This is a genomic window from Adhaeribacter aerolatus, from assembly GCF_007991635.1.
Taxonomy (GTDB): Bacteria; Bacteroidota; Bacteroidia; order Cytophagales; family Hymenobacteraceae; genus Adhaeribacter; species Adhaeribacter aerolatus.
In genome coordinates this window covers 1-20,325 of the sequence record NZ_BJYS01000005.1, presented here as the reverse complement: position 1 = coordinate 20,325, position 20,325 = coordinate 1, and the positions used below count along the sequence as shown (strand labels likewise).

General features: G+C 46.2%; 12 protein-coding genes. 9 read left to right on the top strand and 3 right to left on the bottom strand.

The annotated features are described in order from the left end of the window. Positions 1-14: 14 nt before the first annotated feature. The 3 genes from AAE02nite_RS04900 to AAE02nite_RS04890 form a co-directional block, all read right to left on the bottom strand. On the bottom strand, positions 15-1,469 hold the full coding sequence (locus AAE02nite_RS04900) for a RagB/SusD family nutrient uptake outer membrane protein (protein WP_146895496.1): 1,455 nt from the start codon (positions 1,467-1,469) through the stop codon (positions 15-17). A 95-nt stretch (positions 1,470-1,564) separates the two neighbouring features. Further along, positions 1,565-4,966, bottom strand: a complete 3,402-nt coding sequence (locus AAE02nite_RS04895) for a SusC/RagA family TonB-linked outer membrane protein (RefSeq protein WP_146895493.1) — start codon at positions 4,964-4,966, stop codon at positions 1,565-1,567. 439 nt (positions 4,967-5,405) lie between these two features. Beyond that, a complete protein-coding gene (locus AAE02nite_RS04890) occupies positions 5,406-5,549 on the bottom strand; it encodes a 30S ribosomal protein THX (RefSeq protein WP_146895491.1) in 144 nt (47 codons plus the stop codon). 243 nt (positions 5,550-5,792) lie between these two features. On the opposite strand from AAE02nite_RS04890, the gene uvrA reads away from it, so the two are divergent. The 9 genes from uvrA (at position 5,793) to plsY (ending at position 20,244) form a co-directional block, all read left to right on the top strand. After that, entirely contained in the window at positions 5,793-8,603 is a 2,811-nt protein-coding gene (gene uvrA, locus AAE02nite_RS04885) for an excinuclease ABC subunit UvrA (RefSeq protein WP_146895778.1), read from the top strand. Positions 8,604-8,743: 140 nt separating this feature from the next. Further along, the gene (locus AAE02nite_RS04880) at positions 8,744-9,535 is read left to right on the top strand and encodes a sialate O-acetylesterase (protein ID WP_146895489.1); all 792 of its coding nucleotides are present in this window, start codon (positions 8,744-8,746) and stop codon (positions 9,533-9,535) included. 366 nt (positions 9,536-9,901) lie between these two features. After that, positions 9,902-10,588, top strand: coding sequence for a hypothetical protein (locus AAE02nite_RS04875; RefSeq protein ID WP_146895487.1), 687 nt, complete (start codon positions 9,902-9,904; stop codon positions 10,586-10,588). 349 nt (positions 10,589-10,937) lie between these two features. Continuing rightward, complete coding sequence (locus AAE02nite_RS04870; protein WP_146895484.1) at positions 10,938-11,633, top strand: hypothetical protein; 696 nt, start codon at positions 10,938-10,940, stop codon at positions 11,631-11,633. A gap of 136 nt (positions 11,634-11,769) precedes the next feature. After that, positions 11,770-12,531, top strand: a complete 762-nt coding sequence (tpiA, locus tag AAE02nite_RS04865) for a triose-phosphate isomerase (protein WP_146895482.1) — start codon at positions 11,770-11,772, stop codon at positions 12,529-12,531. A gap of 119 nt (positions 12,532-12,650) precedes the next feature. Further along, complete coding sequence (locus AAE02nite_RS04860) at positions 12,651-13,037, top strand: 7(1) septoil knot domain-containing protein (RefSeq protein ID WP_246150799.1); 387 nt, start codon at positions 12,651-12,653, stop codon at positions 13,035-13,037. Between the two features lie 7 nt (positions 13,038-13,044). After that, positions 13,045-13,875: a 50S ribosomal protein L11 methyltransferase gene (prmA, locus tag AAE02nite_RS04855; protein ID WP_146895480.1), complete on the top strand. Its 831-nt coding sequence runs from the start codon at positions 13,045-13,047 to the stop codon at positions 13,873-13,875. 32 nt (positions 13,876-13,907) lie between these two features. Then, positions 13,908-19,178, top strand: a complete 5,271-nt coding sequence (locus tag AAE02nite_RS04850) for a hypothetical protein (protein ID WP_146895478.1) — start codon at positions 13,908-13,910, stop codon at positions 19,176-19,178. 421 nt (positions 19,179-19,599) lie between these two features. Further along, positions 19,600-20,244, top strand: a complete 645-nt coding sequence (gene plsY / locus AAE02nite_RS04845) for a glycerol-3-phosphate 1-O-acyltransferase PlsY (RefSeq protein ID WP_146895476.1) — start codon at positions 19,600-19,602, stop codon at positions 20,242-20,244. The last annotated feature ends 81 nt before the right edge of the window (positions 20,245-20,325 follow it).

Sequence of the window (20,325 nt, the reverse complement as noted above, 5' to 3'; positions counted from 1 at the left end):
CTCAATTCTTTCTTTTAACGGGGATTGCGTTCAATGCCGGACAAAACCACTTCCTGCGGAATTTGAAGTACCCGGCGCGGATCATTGGGTGGCAGGGTGAGGGTTTGTCCTTCGGCAATAGGGTGAATTACCGTAAGGCCGTGGCGTAATATATCAAACCACCGCATGCCTTCTTGCACAAATTCCGCGGCTTTAAAGTCGAGTAAGGCGGCTAATAAGCCCTGTTTTACATTGGAAGTGCCGTAATAATTCCGGAGTTTGGCATCGGTTATAGCATGGGTATTAGCATTGTAATCTTCGATGCGCATACTGGCATAAAGGTTTAAGTCGGTACGGGCCGCTGTATTATTATTTAACTCCAGGTAAGCTTCAGCGCGGTTAAATAATACTTCTTCGGCGGTTAGTAACGGAAAAATAGTATAAGGTAAGCCTATGTCGGCGTTAATGTCTTCCCGTACAAAATGCTCCCGGAATTTTAACACGAGCCAATTTTCTTCGCCCTGGGTATACAAGGGAAAAATCCAGCGGGCACCCGTTACGTTAGGGCTCCGGAACAACCGGTTTACCACCGGAGTAGCTAACCCATACCGGTATTGGGCCAGATTACGTGCCCACAACGAACGGGCTTCTACTAACAACAAGTTGGCATTTTGCGAAGCCTGGGTATAAATAGCCAGCCCTTCGTTAGCCGTTAGGGTGCTGTAAACATTTACCCAAGGCCGCAGATTAGAACCTATGGTATTACCCGGAAAAGCCTGGTTGGCGTGTTCTATTACTTTGGCGTAGTCTTTTTTAAATAAATAAAACCGGGTGGCAAAGGCGTGGGCAGCGGTTGTATTAAAATGATATTTAGGAATACGGTAAGCCTGGTTGCTTAATAAAGGCAAACCTTCGGTTATATCTTTTTCAATTTGTTCATACACAGAGGCTACCGTACCCCGTTCATACTGGCCCAATACTACTTTTTCCGGGGTAGTTACGTATGGTATGCCCGGATCGGTGCCGGCCGTTTGGGGGTTATATACTTTAGAAAAAAGGGTTACTAACATAAAATGCGAATAAGCCCGGGCCAGTAATGCTTCGCCTTTCTGTGCCTGATACGCCTCCGGGTTAGAAGCCTTGCTAATAGTTTCCAGGGCATGGTTAGCGGCGGCAATGGCTTTATAGGCAGCATACCAGTAAAAATCCGGCGAGCCTTCTTCGCGGTAACGGACATCCTGGAAGAAATAAGGATCCCGGTTCTCTGGTTCAACGATGCCCTGGCCAACTCCTTTGTCCTGCGCCAGGTCCGATAAGGACTCGGTGAAAGTGGCATAGTCGGCCTGTGGATAAGCGGTTGCTAATAATTCGCTCACCTTTTCTACCGTATCTAGCTGGGTGCGCTGGTCTACGGGTTGTTCCAGAAACTTTTCGCAACCTGTAAAAGCCAGGAGGCTGCTAAGCGTAAGGTATAAACTTATTTTTTTCATTTAAAATTTTCAGGGATGAGGGATTAAGCTGTTAAGGTTAAAAGTGATAATATTTGTGGCTTCTGCCAAAACAGCTAAACCAGGCTTTAAACTATTTATAAACCAATTTTTAAGGACAAAGTAAACTGACGCGGAATTGGCATGGCTACGCCACCGGAACTGAAAAACTCCGGATCCTGACCATTCAAGCGTTTATCGGCGTAAATTAACCACAAGTTATTGGCTACTAAACTTAACGAAAGGTTGTTCAGGCCAATGCTGCTGATGCGGGTGGGCGGTAAGGTATACGTAAGCGATACTTGTTTTAGCCGCACGAAATCACCATCTACTACCCGGGCCGAGGAATAATTGTAGTTATTGTACGGGTAAGTGCCCCCTAGTTGCGACGCCTCAATCCGGTCCAGAATAGAAGGTACATTGGTCGTTTCTTCGTCGCCGGGCAGGGTCCAGCGTTTTATAAAGGCGTTCGGCATGGCATCCAGGTCGGTGTAGCTGGTGGCAAACGCTGGGTTAAGTCGCAGTTTATTGCCCCCGCTGTAGGTTACCAAGCCCGACAAAGAAAAGTTTTTGTACCGAAATGCATTAAACCAGCCGCCGGTGAAAATTGGGTCGATGGGCCCTTCGTACTTTAAAAAGTCGGTTTCCTGTCCCTGTAGGTAAATATTGCCGGTGCTTTCTCCTTCATTATTTTTAAACAAGGGCGAACCAGTGGTAGGATCGAGCCCTGCGAAAGGGATGGAAAACAAACCGCGGTACGGATAACCTTCTTTTGGTCCACCATCGGAGGTAACCAATGCCCATATATTAGGCTCGTTTTTTAAGTTGGTAATTTTGCCTCTGTTGTAAGCAGCCGTAAGCTGGGTGCGGAAACCATAATCTTTTTGGTTTATGACATTACCCCCCAGCGTTAATTCCACTCCTTGCGAAGTCATATCGGCATAATTGGCCGTTTTAATGGCTTCTCCGCCAATACCGGAGGTGCGCAGTTCCCCAATCAGGTCGAAACCGTTCCGGTGGTAAGCATCTATGGTTAAGTTTATCCGTTCGTTAAACAAACCGGCATCCAGGCCAATGTTGGTTTCGTACTGCTTCTCCCAGGTCAGTTCTGAGTTTTCGAGGTATTGAATACTAATCTGCGATTCAACTTCTGATAAGTAAGGCCGGCGGGTGCTGGCATTTTGTAATACCAAACTGGAGTTGGTAGCATTGCCCATACTGGCGGTAAGGCCGTAGGTAGCACGTAAGGTTAAGCGGTTGGCAATACCGGCAAAGCGTTCCATAAAGGGTTCGGTATCCAGGTTCCAGGAACCGCTAATGTTCCAGGTGGGTAGCCAGCGGGCCGTGCGGGCCTCTCCCAGCAGGTTAGAGCCATCGTAACGAACGGTACCATTTAGGTTGTATTTGCCTCTGTACGAATAAGCGCCATTGGCCATATACGCCAGAAACCGGTCGTACCGCATGTTCATGTCGTAATAATTAAAATTACCCTCCACGTTTTTCTTAACAATACGATAGTCTATATAGGGTACGCCGCCTTTGTCGTACTGGTAACCATAGCCATTAAAAACTTTGTTCTGGCGGTCGGCATACCTAAGTTCCTGCGATGCAAAAAAGCGCAAAGTATGAACCTCGTTCAGGGTTTTATCCCATTCTAAATTATTCCGGAAGTTATAGCTTACAATATTATCGTCGGTGGTATTGTAAAAACCGCCGTAAGGCAGCACCACTACTGGCTGGGCTTCGGGGTTGTCGGGGTCGCGGTATAAATATTTGTTGGCGGCCTGTACGGTAGCATCGCCGGCTGCCCGGTAAGCATTGGCCATATTCGAATTTTCCCGCACCCGGTGTTCCTGGTTGGTTTTGGCGTAACGGATGGCCCCCAGAAACGAATATTTCAGATTATTCCGGATTTTATAAGAAAAATCGCCCTGTAGTTTCAGGTCCAGCAACGACAGGTCCAGCGTGTTGTTTTCAATCTCGTCCAGGATATTAAAAGGGGCGAAGTTTCGGCGGAAGTACTCGCGGTTGCCATTCTCGTCGTAAGCCGTTAAGGTGCGGCTGGTATTCAGGGCATAGCTAAACGGATTTATATCGAAATCGCGGTCGTACTGCCCGGTAACCGGGTTGCTGATGCGGCCTACCGTGCCGGGTGCCTGCTGATCCCGGATAGAACCTTGCGAAATTAAGCCAATCGATATTTTATCTGAAATATTAAAGTTGGCCCGGGCGTTTCCGGTAAAGCGCTTCACCTGGTCGGCTAGGCTCCAGCCGTTATCCTGTAAATAGCTCGTAGAAAAATATAGCTGCGATTTTTCGGTTCCGGACGAGATGCTTAACGAGTGCTCCTGCATAAAAGAGTTCCGGAACAACGTATTAAACCAATCCGTATTGGTGCGGGCGTAGCGGTTTAAAAAAGCAGCCCGTGCTTCTGGGGTATTCTGTAAACCAAATGTGCCGGTACCCTCATCGTAGGAGTTTATGAGATCGTACATTTTCGTAAAAACACCCCCATTCTGCCGGCGCGAGGCATCCGAATGGTTTAACCAGCCTTTCCGTTCCAGTTCTAAATACACCGACATCTGGTCGGCGGAGTTCATGATATCAAAAGAACGATAGGTGGGTTTTAAGTAGCTGCTGTAATTACCGGTATACGATACAATGGGTTTGCCAATTTTACCCTTTTTGGTGGTAATAACAACTACCCCGTTCATCGCGCGGGCACCGTACATCGCAGTGGCGGAGGCATCTTTCAGAATCTGGAAACTTTCGATATCGTCGGGGTTTAAACCGGCTACCGAAGAACCAATCAGGGTAGAAGGGTCGCCGGTTGATAACTGCTCATTCGAAATATTAATTACATCTTCCAGAATTACCCCATCTACTACCCACAACGGTTTATTATCGCCGGTAATGGATGTAGCCCCCCGCACGCGTATTTTAGGCGCGGCACCAAAAGTACCCGATACGTTTTGCACCGATACGCCGGCTACCCGGCCTTCCAGCATGCGGCTAACATCCGTAATACCTTCTCGTTTGGCGTCACCAGCCTTTAACAAAGCCGCAGAGCCGGTAAACATTTTTCGGTCGATGGTTTGATAACCCGTAACCACTACCTCCTCTAAACTCTTGCCGCCTTCGGCCAGCGTAACGTTAATGGTGGTGCGGTTGCTAACCGGTACTTCCTGGGACTGATAACCAACCATCGAAAACACCAGCACGGCATTGTCTTTCACGGCAAGCTGAAAATTGCCCTGGGCATCGGTGATTGTGCCGTTCTGGGTGCCTTTTTCTATAACGTTAATGCCAGGCATGGCTTCGGCCGGTTGGCCCCCGCTCCCCTGAATACGGACGGTACCTTTAACTACAATATCGGCTAAAACTAAATTTGCAGATTTTTCTTTAAAAGCATAGGCACTTGCGGTTACCATCGGGCAGATGGTGGCCAGCAGCAGCAGAAATACTTTACCCTTTACTTTTGTGTAAATGGTTTTATTCATATGCGTTATTCTGTAATCGGTTGGATTATTGGGTTTCTTATGGAAACGATTAAATTTAATTAAAATTTTCTTCTTTCAGCACCATTTTTTACTGCGGAATGAATATGTTTTAAGCTTGGGCATATTTTGCTTTTCAGACAAGCTAAACAGGCATATTTTACCCATTTTTTAGGGTAAGGTTGGCGTAATTTATTTATAGGGTGAAACGGTAGGAATTAGAATAATTAAAATTTAGCTATAGAGGCAACGCACCCAGTTTCAGGAATTAGGAACGCAGATGCAGGCTAGTTATAGTTTAGATACGGTTTTAATTTTAATTACTACCAATTTTCAGAAACTAATGTAGTTGGTTATACCATTCACGGAAGAAGGCAATAGCAAAAAACAAGAAGCCCTCCCGGTAAACAGAGAGGGCTTATTTTCCGGGAAGAAAAATGAACTACTTCGTAGCGGCAGGAGCCGCAGCATTTTTAGGGGTGGCTGTTTTTTCTTCGGTTTTCTTGGTTGGTTTATGCGGACGGCTATTGCCGAACGATCCTTTAACTAATTTACCTTTTCTGGATTTTTTATCTCCTTTACCCATAGTTTTAGCGTTTGTTTAAATTGTGAGTGACTTAAAATTTACGTGTTAGCTGATACTACGTTACAAAAGTATGGGCAGAGAACCAAGGTTTTAGGTATTTATTTGTTTTTCAGGCCGGTAAACCAAAAGGTAAAAAGCATTGCTTCCTATTCCGGTAATGTATTCGTAAATTTGCGCCGGAAAACCAATCTTTTCGTCTGGAGTTTTGTTACGGATAGAATGGTTTTGGACCAACCTTACAGCATGACTTCACATACCGATAATAATATTATAGATACCCTAGACCCAAAGCAGTTTATTTTAATAAAAAACGCGCGGGTTCATAATTTAAAAAACCTGAGCGTGGCTTTGCCGCGCAATAAATTTATTGTGGTTACCGGCCTTTCGGGCTCCGGCAAATCGTCGCTGGCTTTCGATACCTTGTATGCCGAAGGCCAGCGCATGTACGTAGAAAGCTTAAGCTCCTATGCTCGCCAGTTCTTGGGCCGTATGGATAAGCCCGATGTCGATTATATCCGGGGCATTAGTCCGGCCATTGCCATTGAGCAAAAGGTAAGCATTAAAAATAACCGCTCCACGGTAGGCACCAGCACCGAAATTTACGATTACTTAAAATTGCTTTACGCCCGTATTGGTCGCACCATTTCGCCAATTTCGGGGCAGCAGGTAAAGAAAAACTCGGTAAGCGATGTAGTTGATTTTATTTTCAACCTCGATGATGGCGCCCGGGTAATGATTCTGGCTCCCTTGCAGTTGCAGCATGGCCGCGAAATGGCCCGGGAACTGGATTTACTTTTGCAGAAAGGCTACTCCCGAATTTATACCAGCGGCCAGGTGCTGTTTATCGAAGATTTATTAGCCGGCGGTGCTGCTGATATTACCGAACAAGTTTTTATTTTGATTGACCGGGCTGTCGTGCGCAAAGACGACGAAGATTTGCAGTTCCGGGTTTCCGACTCGGTGCAAACGGCATTTTTCGAAGGCCACGGCGAGTGCCACGTAATTTTTGGCGAAGAAACCCGCGTCTTCTCGGATAGGTTTGAGCTGGACGGAATGGTGTTTGAAGAGCCCAACGTAAATTTCTTCAGCTTTAACAACCCTTACGGTGCTTGCCAGCGCTGCGAAGGTTTTGGTACCGTGCTGGGCATCGACGAGGATTTGGTTATTCCAGACAAAAGTTTGTCGGTTTACGAAGGCGCCATTGCGCCGTGGCGGACCGAAAAGCAAAGTGAATGGCAGAAGCCGTTAATTAAAAACGGCATTCTGTTCGATTTTCCAATTCATCGGCCCTTTAACGAACTAACCGAAGAACAACAGCAACTCCTCTGGACCGGCAATGAATATTTCGATGGCTTGCACGCTTTTTTCGACCACATTCAGACCCAAACGCACAAAATACAATACCGCGTCATGCTAAGCCGCTACCGGGGCCGCACTACTTGCCCGGATTGCCGCGGCACCCGCCTGCGCAAAGATGCCTCGTACGTAAAAATAAACGCCCAGAGCATAACCGATTTATTGCTGAAACCTGTAACCGGCGTACTCGAATTTTTCCAGCACTTAGAACTGGACGCGCACGAAACCGCCGTAGCCGATCGCCTGGCTATTGAAATCACGAATCGTTTGAGTTACCTGGTGCGGGTTGGTTTGGGCTATTTAACCCTCAACCGGCTTTCTTCTACCTTATCGGGCGGAGAGTCGCAGCGCATAAACCTGGCTACTTCGTTGGGCAGTGCCTTGGTAGGTTCTATGTATATTCTGGATGAACCTAGTATTGGCCTGCACCCGCGCGATGCCGAGCAACTCATTGGCGTGTTGCGTTCTTTGCAGCAAATGGGCAACACCGTAATTGTGGTAGAGCACGAAGAAAAAATGATGGAAATTGCCGACCAGATTATTGATATCGGGCCGGAAGCTGGCTCGGGTGGCGGCAACCTCATGTTCCAGGGAACTTTCGACGATATTTTAAAAACGCCCCAGACCTACACCGGTAAATATTTAAGCGGCGAGATGGCCGTACCGGTACCGGCCCAACGCCGCAAATGGCGCAATGCCGTAGAAATATTAGGCGCACGTGAAAACAACCTTAAAAACGTGAGCGTTAAGTTTCCGCTCGATGTCATGACAGTAGTAACGGGCGTGAGCGGTTCCGGAAAATCAACCCTGATTAAAAAAATATTGCACCCGGCGCTTACCAAAATATTAGGCGGCCACTCCGATGCTACCGGCAAGTTCGATAAAATTCAGGGCGATTATTCTAAAGTAGCGCACGTGGAATTCGTGGATCAGAACCCGATTGGCAAGTCGTCGCGGTCTAACCCGGTTACCTATGTAAAAGCCTACGACAGCATCCGGACACTTTTTGCCGACCAGCCATTGGCCAAAGCCCGGGGCTTTAAGCCCTCGCATTTCTCTTTTAATATTGAAGGCGGCCGCTGCGAGGTGTGCCAGGGCGAAGGCCAGGTAAAAATAGAAATGCAGTTTATGGCCGATATTTACCTGAAGTGCGAAAGCTGCAACGGCCATAAGTTTAAGCAGGATATTCTGGACGTAAAGTACCAGGATAAAAATATTGCCGAGGTGCTGGACATGACCATTGCCGACAGCATTGGTTTCTTTAAAGACCAACCCAAAGTAGCCGAAAAACTAAGACCGCTCGATGATGTAGGCTTAGGTTATATCCGCTTGGGGCAGTCGTCGAATACGCTCAGCGGCGGCGAAGCGCAGCGGGTAAAATTAGCTTCGTTCTTAACCAAAGGCGCCACCGCGCATTCCGAGAATATTCTGTTTATCTTCGACGAGCCTTCTACCGGTCTGCACTTCCACGATATCAGCAAACTGCTCACTGCGATTAATGCGCTGATTGATAAAGGCAACTCGGTTTTAATAATTGAGCACAACATGGATATTATTAAGTGCGCCGACTGGATTATTGACATGGGGCCAGAAGGCGGCTTAAACGGCGGCCATTTATTATTTGAAGGTACCCCCGAAGATATGGTGAAACTGGAGGATAACCATACCGCCCGGTATTTAAAAGAGAAGTTAGCCTAAGTTAGCTTCTTTTTTAGCCATTTTGAATTTCGGCACTCTTATATATTGGCTCGGGCTATAGTAAAAAGCTCTTATTTTCTTAAGCAGGATTTATATATTTACAGGTACCGGCTGCGTGGGCCGGAAATGGTAAAGAAAATATGAAATACGGCTACAGCTTTTTGCTTTTACTGCTTTTGTTTTGTTGTAAGGTACATACTAAAACAGCTAACCAGCAGCCCGATCCGGATTTGCATTTGTATTTACTCGTAGGGCAATCGAATATGGCCGGGCGGGCTACCCCGGTTGGCCCTGATACCGTAACCGTACCCAATTTGCTGGTCTTTGCCAAAGACAAAACGTGGCAGCCGGCCAGAGAACCGCTGCATTGGGATAAACCAAATCCGGGTACCGGACCGGGATTTTCGTTTGGCCGCGAAATGGCAACTCTTGTTACCGGTAAAATCCGGATTGGCCTTATTCCTGCCGCGCATGGCGGTTCTTCCATTACTTCGTGGGTAAAAGGCGGCTACCACGATCAAACCAAAGGCTACCCGTACGACGAAGCCATCGACCGTGCGAAAGCAGCCATGCAAACCGGCGTTTTAAAAGGCATTATCTGGCACCAGGGCGAATCCGATAGCAACCCGGCGGCGGAACAACTGCACCTGGTCAGGTTAAAAGATTTGATTAACCGTTTCCGGACCGAATTAGACGCGCCTGATTTGCCCTTTGTTGCCGGCGAACTGGGGTATTTTAAAGAGCCGTTCAAAAGCATGAATCAGGTACTAAATCAATTGCCGGCCCAGGTGCCTTTTACGGCGGTGGTTAGCGCCGCGGGCTTAACCCATAAAGGCGATAATACCCACTTTGATGCCACCTCCGCCCGGGAACTAGGCCGCAGATATGCCCAGGCTATGCAAAACTTACAGAAAGGTAAATCTGTTAAATGAGCAGCAATTAAAATTCAAGCCTTTTACATTTAAGTCTAAATAGAGAGGAAAAAGTTATTCTATAATCAGGATCAAATATTTGTACAGAACAAATTTTTGATACCTAACAGCTTTTACCAGGTTGTCATCTTGGAAGAATATTTTACATGAATTGAAAAGTAGAAAATTTTGGGGTTACTCGTAATTGCCTGTAAGCCTTTTATACAATAGTCCTTTTCAAGAGAACCGAAAAAGCTAGTATCAGAAATAATAGTAAAGTATTGGCCTCTATGGCTGAGGTCACGTATTATATTATATAGGCTGAATAAAATATATCTTTCATATACCAGCAATCTTACCTGCTTTTTGATTTAGCTAACTTCAGCTATGAAAAATATATTTTTTAGAAGTAATCTTCTGCTGATTTTACTCCTGTTTACCCGCTTGTCCATAGCCCAGGAACCAAACAGAAGTGCGCTGCAGTTTCGCTTTTCGCCTTTAAGTTTATTTGATCCACGGGCGGCAACCATTCAATTAGGTATACAAGGAACTATACAGAATAAAATTGGTCTATCCGTAGACTATGGCATACCTTACAAAGGATTGGCCAAAACCATATTTCAGAACCCGGAAAACAGGTATGGCTATCACGACTATTATAAACTCCGGGCCGAACTCAAATATTTTATGCAGCCAGATTGGCTTAAAGGCGATGAAAAATCCAAATTATATTTTAGTGCCGAGGCATTCCATAGTCCGGAAGAGTACCAAAAGATAGATAGCTGGTTATTAAAAGAGGACGAAAATTACTATTACGAATACTCGGATGTGAATCGTCAACTCTGGGGCGGTTGTATAAAAGTCGGCCAGGAATATATTGTCTTCCGGAGATTAATATTAGATAATTTTGTGGGTTTGGGATTGCGGTGGATAACAATAGATCACCAGATTTTTGGAGAAAACATAGAACCACCAACACGGTTTTCTTTCGGCTCAGTAGATAATCGGGAAGGTAGTTTTACCCGGCCACATTTGGCTCTTGGCGCTAAAATTGGGTTTGTACTCGTTAAATAAATCAGCTTGAAAATTATGCATCTTCTTTTCTCATCTTCTGGATGCTCAAGCTTTAGTAAATAATTTTTAGCCTGTATATATAATGCCCAGTGGCTAACGAAATCAGCACCTGCCGGCCCCTGGTGTTCGCATTAGATTAAGCGCACGAGAAGTTTTATTTTAATATAACAGCCCGGCTGGTTTGGTTTCTGGAGCCAAATAGCCGGGCTTTTTTATGAAATTTCGTCTGTTTCTGTAAATAAATAGTTATTATTGGTTGCTACAGGGCTAGTTCTACTATTATATTGGCTAATAAACAGGTTATTCTGAATTTGCTGGCAATCAGGTTTTTATGCTGATGTTTTTGGCTATGAAAAAAATATTTATCGGGCGGGCTTTACTCCTTTTATTGTTCCTGCTTGCTAATTTGACCGGAACCCTGGCACAGAACAAGCCAACCCTGCAAATTAGGTTTTCTCCTTTAAACGTACTCGACCTGCGGGCGGCAACTCTGCAGTTTGGTGCACAGGCTACCCTCAAGAGCAGAATTGGTTTTTCAATCGACTATGGTTTGCCTTACAAAGGCTTATCGAAGCAATTTGTGAAGAATGAAGAGTACCAATACCGCAATCATGAATATTTTAAACTGCGGGGCGAAATAATATACTTTTTTCCTGCTGCCTGGGGGCACGATAAAGCCAATGTGAAGCCGTATGTTAGCACTGCGGTGTTTTTTAGTCCGGAAGAATATCGGAAAACCGATAATTGGTTAGTAAAACCGGATGGGGATTATCATTACGAATATTCGGATGTAAACCGCCGGATGTGGGGCACTTGTTTAAAAGTTGGACTGGAATATTATTTGGGGCAGCGCTTTTTGCTGGATGCTTTTGTTGGTCCGGGTTTACGCTGGATAAAAGTAGACCACCAGACCTTTGGCGAACAGCCCGGTGATTACAAAGAGCCGGTAGACTTTTATTTTGAACCGGTTGACCGGCAGGAAGGCAAATTCAGGCGCCTGCATCTGGGTTTTAATGTAAAACTCGGATTTGTAATGATAAAGTAATCTACTGGTAAAAGAAGGTTTCGGCGCTAGTGAATGTAAATCACACCTTAACTTTTAGGCATTCCCCGGCAAAATTCTTAATCTTACGCCGTATAACTCAAATTTAATACACAACTCAAAACCGAAAGTAAAAAATATGAGAAAGAAAATTGTTGCCGGCAACTGGAAAATGAATAAAACCTTCGACGAGGCGCAGGCGCTGGTATCGGAAGTGGTAAATATGGTGCAGGACGAAGTAAACAACCAAGCCGAGGTAGTATTGTGTCCGCCGTTTCCGTTTTTAAGCAGCGTTGGCAAAGCCCTTGGCGGAAACAGTAAAATTCATTTGGGTGCCCAGAACTGCCACCAGAAAGAAAGCGGTGCTTATACCGGCGAAGTGTCGGCCGCAATGCTGAAATCGGTTGGGGTGGAATACGTAATCCTGGGCCACAGCGAACGCCGGCAATATTTTAACGAAGACAACCAGTTATTAGAAGCGAAGGTAAAAGCCGCCCTGCAAGCTGGATTAATTCCAATTTTCTGTATCGGCGAATCTTTAGAACAACGCGAGCAGGATTTAACATTTGAGGTTATCGAAACCCAGCTGAAAGAAGGACTTTTCCATGTAACCAACGAAGAATTTGCGCGGGTGGTAATTGCCTACGAACCTATCTGGGCGATTGGTACCGGCAAAACCGCTACGAGCCAGCAAGCCCAGGAAGTGCACGCCTTTATCCGGGAGCAGATTGCCCGCCACTACGATGCCGCCGCCGCTGCGAACACTACTATTCTGTACGGAGGCAGCGCTAACCCGGGTAATGCCCGCGAATTATTCTCGCAGCCCGACATCGACGGTGGCCTGATTGGCGGTGCCTCGTTAAAATCCCGCGATTTCACCGATATTGTAAAATCATTCTGATAAAAATAAGAATTTTTTGTTCTGGATTTACTTATTTCGTACCTTAGAGCGGATGTAATTGGGATTATTCTAATTCACTTGCATCCGCTCGGGTATAGTGGCGACTTAGTTTTTCCGGAATGCTTTATTTTCTGCCTTTATTTTTCTTCTTACTGGGCCTTGGCAGCCCGGCGGGTTCGACTGTTGGTAAGCCCGAAACAATACCGATTGTGGCTCCCCGCGAACCGGAAATTTGCCGCATGTTCGGCTCCATTTATCTTACTGCTGACCCCAAACAAAAGAATTACGCCCGCTTTACGGTTTACATCGATACCGAAGACACCTACGCCGATTTACTAGTATTTAGAGAAAATAACAAGCTTTTTGCCGATGCCCCTGGCCTTTGGTACATTACCACGAGCCGTAACTTTGCCGACCACGTTTTATTTATAACCACCAACCGGGCTTTCGCCGATTTTACCATTCATTACACCAAAGCGCGAACATTTGCCGGTTGTAGAAAATAACCTTTATATGGATTTTATCCAAATTACCCTTTTTGCCCCCGCCGAGTTTAACGACATTTTAACCGCCGAGTTGAGCCAGTACGGCTACGATACCTTCATGGAAACCGACGAGGGTTTGTGCGCCTACATTACCGAAGCTGTTTTTTCGGAAGCCGATCTGCAGGAAGTCTTAAATAAATACCGCGAAGCCGCCGGCGAGATAAAATATACCATCGAGAAAATAGAGAAGAAAAACTGGAACGAAGAGTGGGAAAAGAATTTTGAACCGCTGCTGATTGCCGGTATTTGTTCGGTGCGGGCTTCTTTTCATCCCAAACCCGCCGACGTGACTTACGATATTGTCATCAACCCGAAAATGTCGTTTGGCACCGGCCACCACGAAACCACTACCCTCATGATTGAGAACCAACTGACGGTAGACCATGCCGGCAAGCGGGTGCTGGATATGGGCTGTGGCACGGGTATTCTGGCAATTCTGGCTTGCAAACTCGGGGCGGCCGAATTACTAGCCGTTGACATTGAAGACTGGACCGTTGAAAACGCCCGTGAAAATGCCGAACTGAATGGCTGCCCCGATATTGACGTGCGCTTAGGCGATGCCGCAGTACTGGCAGGGGAACAGCCCTTTGAGGTTATTCTGGCTAATATAAACCGTAATGTGCTGCTGGCCGATTTACCGGCTTACGCGCAAATATTAACCCCAGGCGGTACGTTAATATTGAGTGGGTTTTATACCGAAGATTTGGGCCAGATTAAAGAGAAAGCCGCTTCGGTTGGATTGGATTTTAAAAATAATCGTATAAAAAACAATTGGGTATCAGCTGTTTTCCAGAAGTAGTAGTTCAGGAGGTTTATTAGTGGGTTTAATATATGAAACAATTTTACTTTAGTTTATTTTTTTTACTGAGTGTACTTGGGTGGGCGCAGGCGCAAACACCAACCCAGAAACTCTCGAAAGAGCCGGCCCAGTTTATACTGGATGTGAAAGCCCTGATGGCCGGTACCAAAAACGAAAACGCCATAAAGGTAGCTGCCCGTCTCGAAGAAATCTGGGGTACCAATACCTTAACCAGCAGCCAGCAAGCCCGGATTATTGCGCTTTCGCAGCAAATGCAGGCTAAAAAACTAAAAGCCCGGCCGCATCTCGAAAACTTATACGGGGCGCTGGTAAGTGCCGTTAATATTCATAAACTAAATAACGCTGCGCTAGACCAGTTTTTAACCGTTACGGAAACCGCACTGGCCAAAGAAAAAACGCCGGAGTTCGAAAAGTTTCTGCAAACTTCTTATTCTTTTCTGGCGTCTAAAGTTATTTATAAATCGCCGGTTAATACCTTGCGGGTGTTGGGCGGTACTTTTACGTTTGCATACCGCGATGGTACTGAACCCCAGGAAGAACCGGAACCCGTAAAACCGGAACCAGTTAAGGAAGCACCTAAAAAAACTACGAAAGCAGCCCCCAAAGAAGGAGAAATAGTCTGGAACGACGATTTTAAAGACACACCGCCTACGCCGGCAGCTAATGCCAAAGACCCGGTAAAAACAACCAGCGATGGTATTCCGATATTAATAGGCCCGGTGCTGCAATTAAATAATATTGATTTATTTTTTGTATCCGGCCCGGATTCGTTGCTGTTAAAACAGACGGAAGGCGCCTTGTTATTGGCGCGTAATATTTTTGTGGGTAAAAAAGGCCAGTTTACCTGGGCACAGCCCGATGGGGAAGCCGCCGTTACCCTTAAAAAGTTTAGCTTTGACATCAGCAAGGCCGCTTTTAAAGCCGATGGGGTAACGCTTACTTACCCGGCGATATTGGAAGCCCCGGTAGAAGGTGTCTTTGAATTCCGGAACGTGCGCCGTAAAACACCCGGTGCCGATACGGGTTACCCTAAATTTATTTCCTATACGAATAATGCCCGCCTTAAAAGCATCGGCGAAAATATTAAATACCAGGGCGGCCTTACCCTGGCCGGTAATAAAATTAGTGCGGGAGCTTTGGATGGCAGTGGTTCCGAAATTACGGTGAGCCACAGCGGCGCCCCAAAATTTAAAGCCACGGCGGCTAATTTTTCGCTGCAGGATAGTGTTATTACGTCGGAGAACGCGGCTGTTCTTCTTTTTAATAAAGCCGATACCATTGCGCATCCCGGCCTCCGGCTGAAATACAGCAAGCCGAACCAGAAACTGGTGCTTACCCGCAGTGAGCAGGCCATGGCCAGTCCTTTTTACAGTTCCTATCACCAGATGGAAATCAGCTCCGAAATGCTAACCTGGGTTTTACCGGAGCAAACGGTTAATTTTTCAATTCTGACCGCTAAAAATGAGGTGCCGGCACGCCTGGCTTCGAAAGAATATTTTACCGAAGAGCGCTACGAGTACTTAAAAGGTACCGCCGATTTTCACCCGCTTATTGTTATTACCAATTTCGCCGATAAGCGGCGCACCAATACGTTTTACCTGTCCGAACTGGCCCAAAGCACCAAAATAAAAGAAGAAGAACTGCAGCTGGCCGCCTCTATGCTGGCCAAGCAGAATTTTCTGGATTTTAACCCGGCAACCGGACAGGTTACGGTAAAGCCCAAAGCGGTTCATTACATGAAAGCGGCCCGGGGTAAAAAGGATTTCGACTTTATTACCCTTAAATCTTTAATGCCTTCGGGTAAAAATATTACGCTCGACCTGAACAAAAACGAAATGCTGGTGCGGGGCGTTGAAAAATTTTATTTTACCGGCGATTCGGTAGCGGTTTATGCCAAGCCCGACAGCAACCAGGTACGCATTCTGAAAAACCGGGAAATAAAATTTAACGGTGCGGTTGTAGCCGCTGATTTGCGGTTCCGCGGATCTAAATTTACGTTTAAGTACGACGAGTTTGTGGTTGATATGGCGAAAATTGATACTATTGCCATTGCCGCTCCTAAAAAGAAGAAAAACGCCAAAGACAAAAAATCTGGCAACGAACAATTCAGCAGCAACAGCCTTACCAAATCGGCCGGAACGCTTTACTTAAACAAAGCCGATAATAAATCGGGCCGGAAAAAATACGCGCATTTCCCAATGTTTGATGCTACCGGCGGCGCCTTCGTGTTTTTTAACAAACCCGAAATATTGGGCGGTGCTTATGATACTACGGTTTACTTTGCCATTCCGCGCTTTAAAATAGATAGCCTAGGCACCAGTATGCCGGGAGCTGTTGGGTTTAAAGGTAAATTCTATTCCGGGGGTATTTTCCCGCCCATCGAAACCCAATTATCGGTAATGCCCGATCAGTCGTTGGGTTTTGAATATACGACACCCAAAGGCGGTTTGCCGGCTTACGGCGGCAAAGGTAGTTTTTACAACAAACTATCCATGAGCAATAAAGGCTTGCAGGGTACCGGCGAGGTAGAATACCTGACCACCCGGCTCAAGTCTAATGCCTTCACCTTTTACCTGAGTAAAGTCCAAACTTTAGGTACCGAGGCGACTATCCGGGAAGCGACGGTGGGCAAAGCGTATTACATGGGCGGTACTTTTCATAAGTATGTAATGGAATGGTTGCCTAAAAAGGATACCATGAACATTAGTACCGTGAGTGAGCCATTTAAGCTGTACGGCGGTAAATACACGTACCAGGGTATTGCTATTCTAACGCCCGAAGGGTTTTTTGGCGATGGGGTGGTAGAAAGCACCGATGGTTTTATTAAATCGCCTAGCCTGGCTTTTGCGAAAGACCATTTCAAGGCCAGTAACGCCACGCTCGAAATTAAATCGGAAACGCCGGGCAAACCAGCCCTGCGGGCTTCTGATGTATTGCTGGATTTTAATGTAACCAAAGGGAAGGCTACTTTCTCGCCGGAACGTACCGGCATTGCCAGTACCGATTTTCCGAATTCTCAGTTCCGGACTTCCCTCAGCGGTGGTATGTGGGATGTAAACAAAAAAGTAGTAACCATGCGCGAAACCGAAGGCAAAGATGGCAGTCATGCCTACTTTGTTTCGGGCAGGCCGTCGCACGAAGGCCTTAAGTTTAAAGCCAAATCAGCCAGCTACGATATCAGCAAAAACACCCTGAATATTGGGGGCGTGCCCTACATTGCTGTGGCCGATGCGCACGTGGTACCCGATAGTGGCCGGGTATTTATTGAAAGTGCTAACCTGAAGCCCCTGCAAAAAGCAGTTGTTGTCAGCGATACCCTGAATAAGTACCACCAGCTATACCAGGGCGAAATAAATATTCTGTCGCGGCTGAATTACCAGGGTAATGCCAAAGTCAATTATGTAAACGCCGCTGCCGACACCTTCGCCATTAAGTTTGGTAAGTTCGCCATGAAAAACATGGACAAGGTGAAGCCGGTAATTACCGAAAACGACCTGATGGAATGGAACAACCGGGACAAGGCCGGTTTGGTTAGTACCGAAATAATGCCGGATGATACGGCTGCCGTCGCCGAAGTTCCGGTGAAAAAGGGTGGCTTATTCCGGAAAGCAAGTTTAGTAACCAGAGGGAAAAAAGCGAAAGTAACTACTGAAAATGCGCCGACCGGAGATACGCCCCTTAACCCGGAATCTGATATGGCAGCCGAACCAACCGTAGCCTCCCGCAAAAAGAAAAAGAACGCTCCGAAAGCCGACCAGGAAGCCCGGCCTGATTCTACTTTGCTAGCCATGAATACCGCCGATCCGGGCAAAAAAGACCGGATGCGTTTCCTGCGGAAGCCGGATGTTCAGGACGAAACCCTGCCGCATACCGAAGCCGCCGCTACCGTAACCGAAAAAGATAAATTCCTGATTGCGCCGGGCGTTCAGTATAAAGGCGATATTATCATGAGCTCTAACCAGCAGTTCTGGAATTTCGACGGCTATGTAAAAGTGGCGGTTAACGGCGAAGACGGCGCTTCGGACTGGTTCCCGTACAAAGCAACCGTAAACCCGGCCGAGGTAAAAATTAACATTGAAGCCCCAAAATCGGCTGACGGCACGCCGCTTAAAACCGGTTTGCACGTAAGTGTGGCCAATAATAAAATCTACAACACCTTTGTGTCGCAGAAAAAAGACGAAACCGACTTAGATGTATTCGAGGTAGAAGGTCAGTTGGCATACAACAAAAACCAGAAAGAGTTTAAGTTGGGTAAACCCAGTCGCATTGCCGGCGAAGAGTTAGCCGGTAACCTCATGACCTTTAACGACTCTACCGGCATTGCCAGTTACGAAGGTAAATTTAACCTGATTCAGCCGAGTAAAACCTTTAAACTGGACGCAGCCGGCGCCGCTACCGCCAGGCCCAAAGCTAATTTATACGTGCTGAATGCCTTGCTTGCGTTCGACATAAATATGCCGGAGCAGGCCCTGAATGCCATGTCCGCTGCTTTGGCCAACAACGCCGGTAATGCGCCCGAGGCCATCACCGATAATAGTTTACTCTTAAACAAATTAGCCCAGTTTGTACCGGCAAAAGAAGCCCAGGCATTTGCCAGTCAGTCTAAATATACCCCGCTGCCGGTATTTTCTTCTAAGTTCCAGAAGAGTCTGGTGTTTAGTAACGTAGAACTGCGGTGGTCCGATTCTACCAAAGCCTGGTACAGCAAAAATATGCTGAGCTTATCTAACATGCTTAAGAAAGATATTAATGCCCAGGTGCCGGGTTATCTCGAAATTAAGCGCGGACCAGAATCAGATATTGTTACCTTGTACCTGCAGCCGAATCCGGGTTTGTGGTACTACTTTACTTATGATAATAGTGTGATGATGGTGGCTTCTACGGATGAAGAGTTTAACCGCCTGGTAACTTCTAAACGGAACAGCGGCTTACTAACGGCCGAAGAAATCGAGAAAAACCAATTCGTAACCGATTACCAGAAGGCTTACCTGCAGAATAGCGCTTATGACCCGCTTAAAGGTGTAGCGGGCAGCAAAGTAAGTGCTCCGGTAAAAACCGGCAACTTCGATTTTATGGAAGACAGCGGCGGCAAGAAAAAGAAGAAAGATAAAGCGGCCAAATCCGATGCAGTGGATATGTCGCAGGAGCCCGCTGCCCAGCCGGCCAAGCCCGCGAAACAAACCAATGACATGGCCTTACCCGGCATGACCGAAGAACCTAAGAAGAAGAAAAAGGCTAAAAAAGGTAAAGAAGATGAAGGTCTGCTACCTGATATGAATTAATATTTATTTTTGGGAAAAACAGAAAGCCGCTTCACCAGAGCGGCTTTTTTGTGCCTGCTCCTGGCGTTTAATGGCCCAAAAGCCTTGCAATAGTAGGGTGAAAATTTATAGCTGTTGCCTGAAACGTAAGAACAGAATCTGTAATTTGCGGACCAGTCCGGTATTAAACTGTATTTAGAGCTTGTTTAAATTTTGTATTTGAGCGCGAAAAGGATTGGTATTGGGTTCTGGCGAGACTCATTTTGAGGGACATAGCAGCGCTACGTCCCGAAAAAAAGACGAAGTCAGGTTCCAATACCAATCCTTTGCAGCCCAAAGGATAAATTTTAAACATGCTCTTAAAATAGACTTTCTCGCAAAATAATTTTTACCAGTCCGGCTTATTTGCGTTTATTAGTTATAAGTCCTTTCGAAAATATTTATGGATATTTTAATTATTGCCTTTTTTCTAATAGTTGTTTATTTAATTGGTGCCATCCCGACGGCGGTTTGGGTAGGCAAAAAGTTTTACGGCATTGATGTGCGGCAGCACGGCAGCGGTAATGCCGGCGCTACCAATACGTTCCGGGTGCTGGGCAAAAAGCCCGGTACTTTTGTAATGCTGTTCGATATTTTTAAAGGCTGGGCCGCTACTTCGCTTGCCAATATATTGGTCATGCAAGATTTAATTCCGGATGATAAGCTGGTACTGTTTAAACTGATAATGGGCGTAATGGCCGTACTAGGTCATATTTTTCCGGTGTACGTGGGCTTTAAAGGCGGCAAGGGCGTGGCTACCCTCATGGGCATGGTGCTGGCCGTGCACCTGCCGGCGGCTCTTATCTGCTTAGGTATTTTTATTGTGGTACTGGTTATCTCCAAATATGTGTCGCTGGGCTCCATGATTGCGGCCATTGCTTTTCCGCTCTTGCTGCTGTTACCCGCTTTTCACCCCGATGAGCCGCTCTTGCTGGTATTTGGCGTTCTTTTATCTATTATGGTAGTGTTTACCCACAAAAAAAATATAAACCGCCTGTTGCAAGGCCAGGAAAGCAAAGCCAATCTGCCTTTTTTAGGAAGGAAGTAGTGGAACGTTTGGGATGAATAAAAAAATATTGAGGAATATTTACATAAGTGTATCTTTTATTTTATTGCTATTTATCGGATT

Coding starts and splice junctions, on each gene's coding strand:
- AAE02nite_RS04900 (WP_146895496.1), bottom strand. CDS start 1,469: ATGAAAAAAATAAGTTTATACCTTACGCTTAGCAGCCTCCTGGCTTTT.
- AAE02nite_RS04895 (WP_146895493.1), bottom strand. CDS start 4,966: ATGAATAAAACCATTTACACAAAAGTAAAGGGTAAAGTATTTCTGCTG.
- AAE02nite_RS04890 (WP_146895491.1), bottom strand. CDS start 5,549: ATGGGTAAAGGAGATAAAAAATCCAGAAAAGGTAAATTAGTTAAAGGA.
- uvrA (WP_146895778.1), top strand. CDS start 5,793: ATGACTTCACATACCGATAATAATATTATAGATACCCTAGACCCAAAG.
- AAE02nite_RS04880 (WP_146895489.1), top strand. CDS start 8,744: ATGAAATACGGCTACAGCTTTTTGCTTTTACTGCTTTTGTTTTGTTGT.
- AAE02nite_RS04875 (WP_146895487.1), top strand. CDS start 9,902: ATGAAAAATATATTTTTTAGAAGTAATCTTCTGCTGATTTTACTCCTG.
- AAE02nite_RS04870 (WP_146895484.1), top strand. CDS start 10,938: ATGAAAAAAATATTTATCGGGCGGGCTTTACTCCTTTTATTGTTCCTG.
- tpiA (WP_146895482.1), top strand. CDS start 11,770: ATGAGAAAGAAAATTGTTGCCGGCAACTGGAAAATGAATAAAACCTTC.
- AAE02nite_RS04860 (WP_246150799.1), top strand. CDS start 12,651: ATGCTTTATTTTCTGCCTTTATTTTTCTTCTTACTGGGCCTTGGCAGC.
- prmA (WP_146895480.1), top strand. CDS start 13,045: ATGGATTTTATCCAAATTACCCTTTTTGCCCCCGCCGAGTTTAACGAC.
- AAE02nite_RS04850 (WP_146895478.1), top strand. CDS start 13,908: ATGAAACAATTTTACTTTAGTTTATTTTTTTTACTGAGTGTACTTGGG.
- plsY (WP_146895476.1), top strand. CDS start 19,600: ATGGATATTTTAATTATTGCCTTTTTTCTAATAGTTGTTTATTTAATT.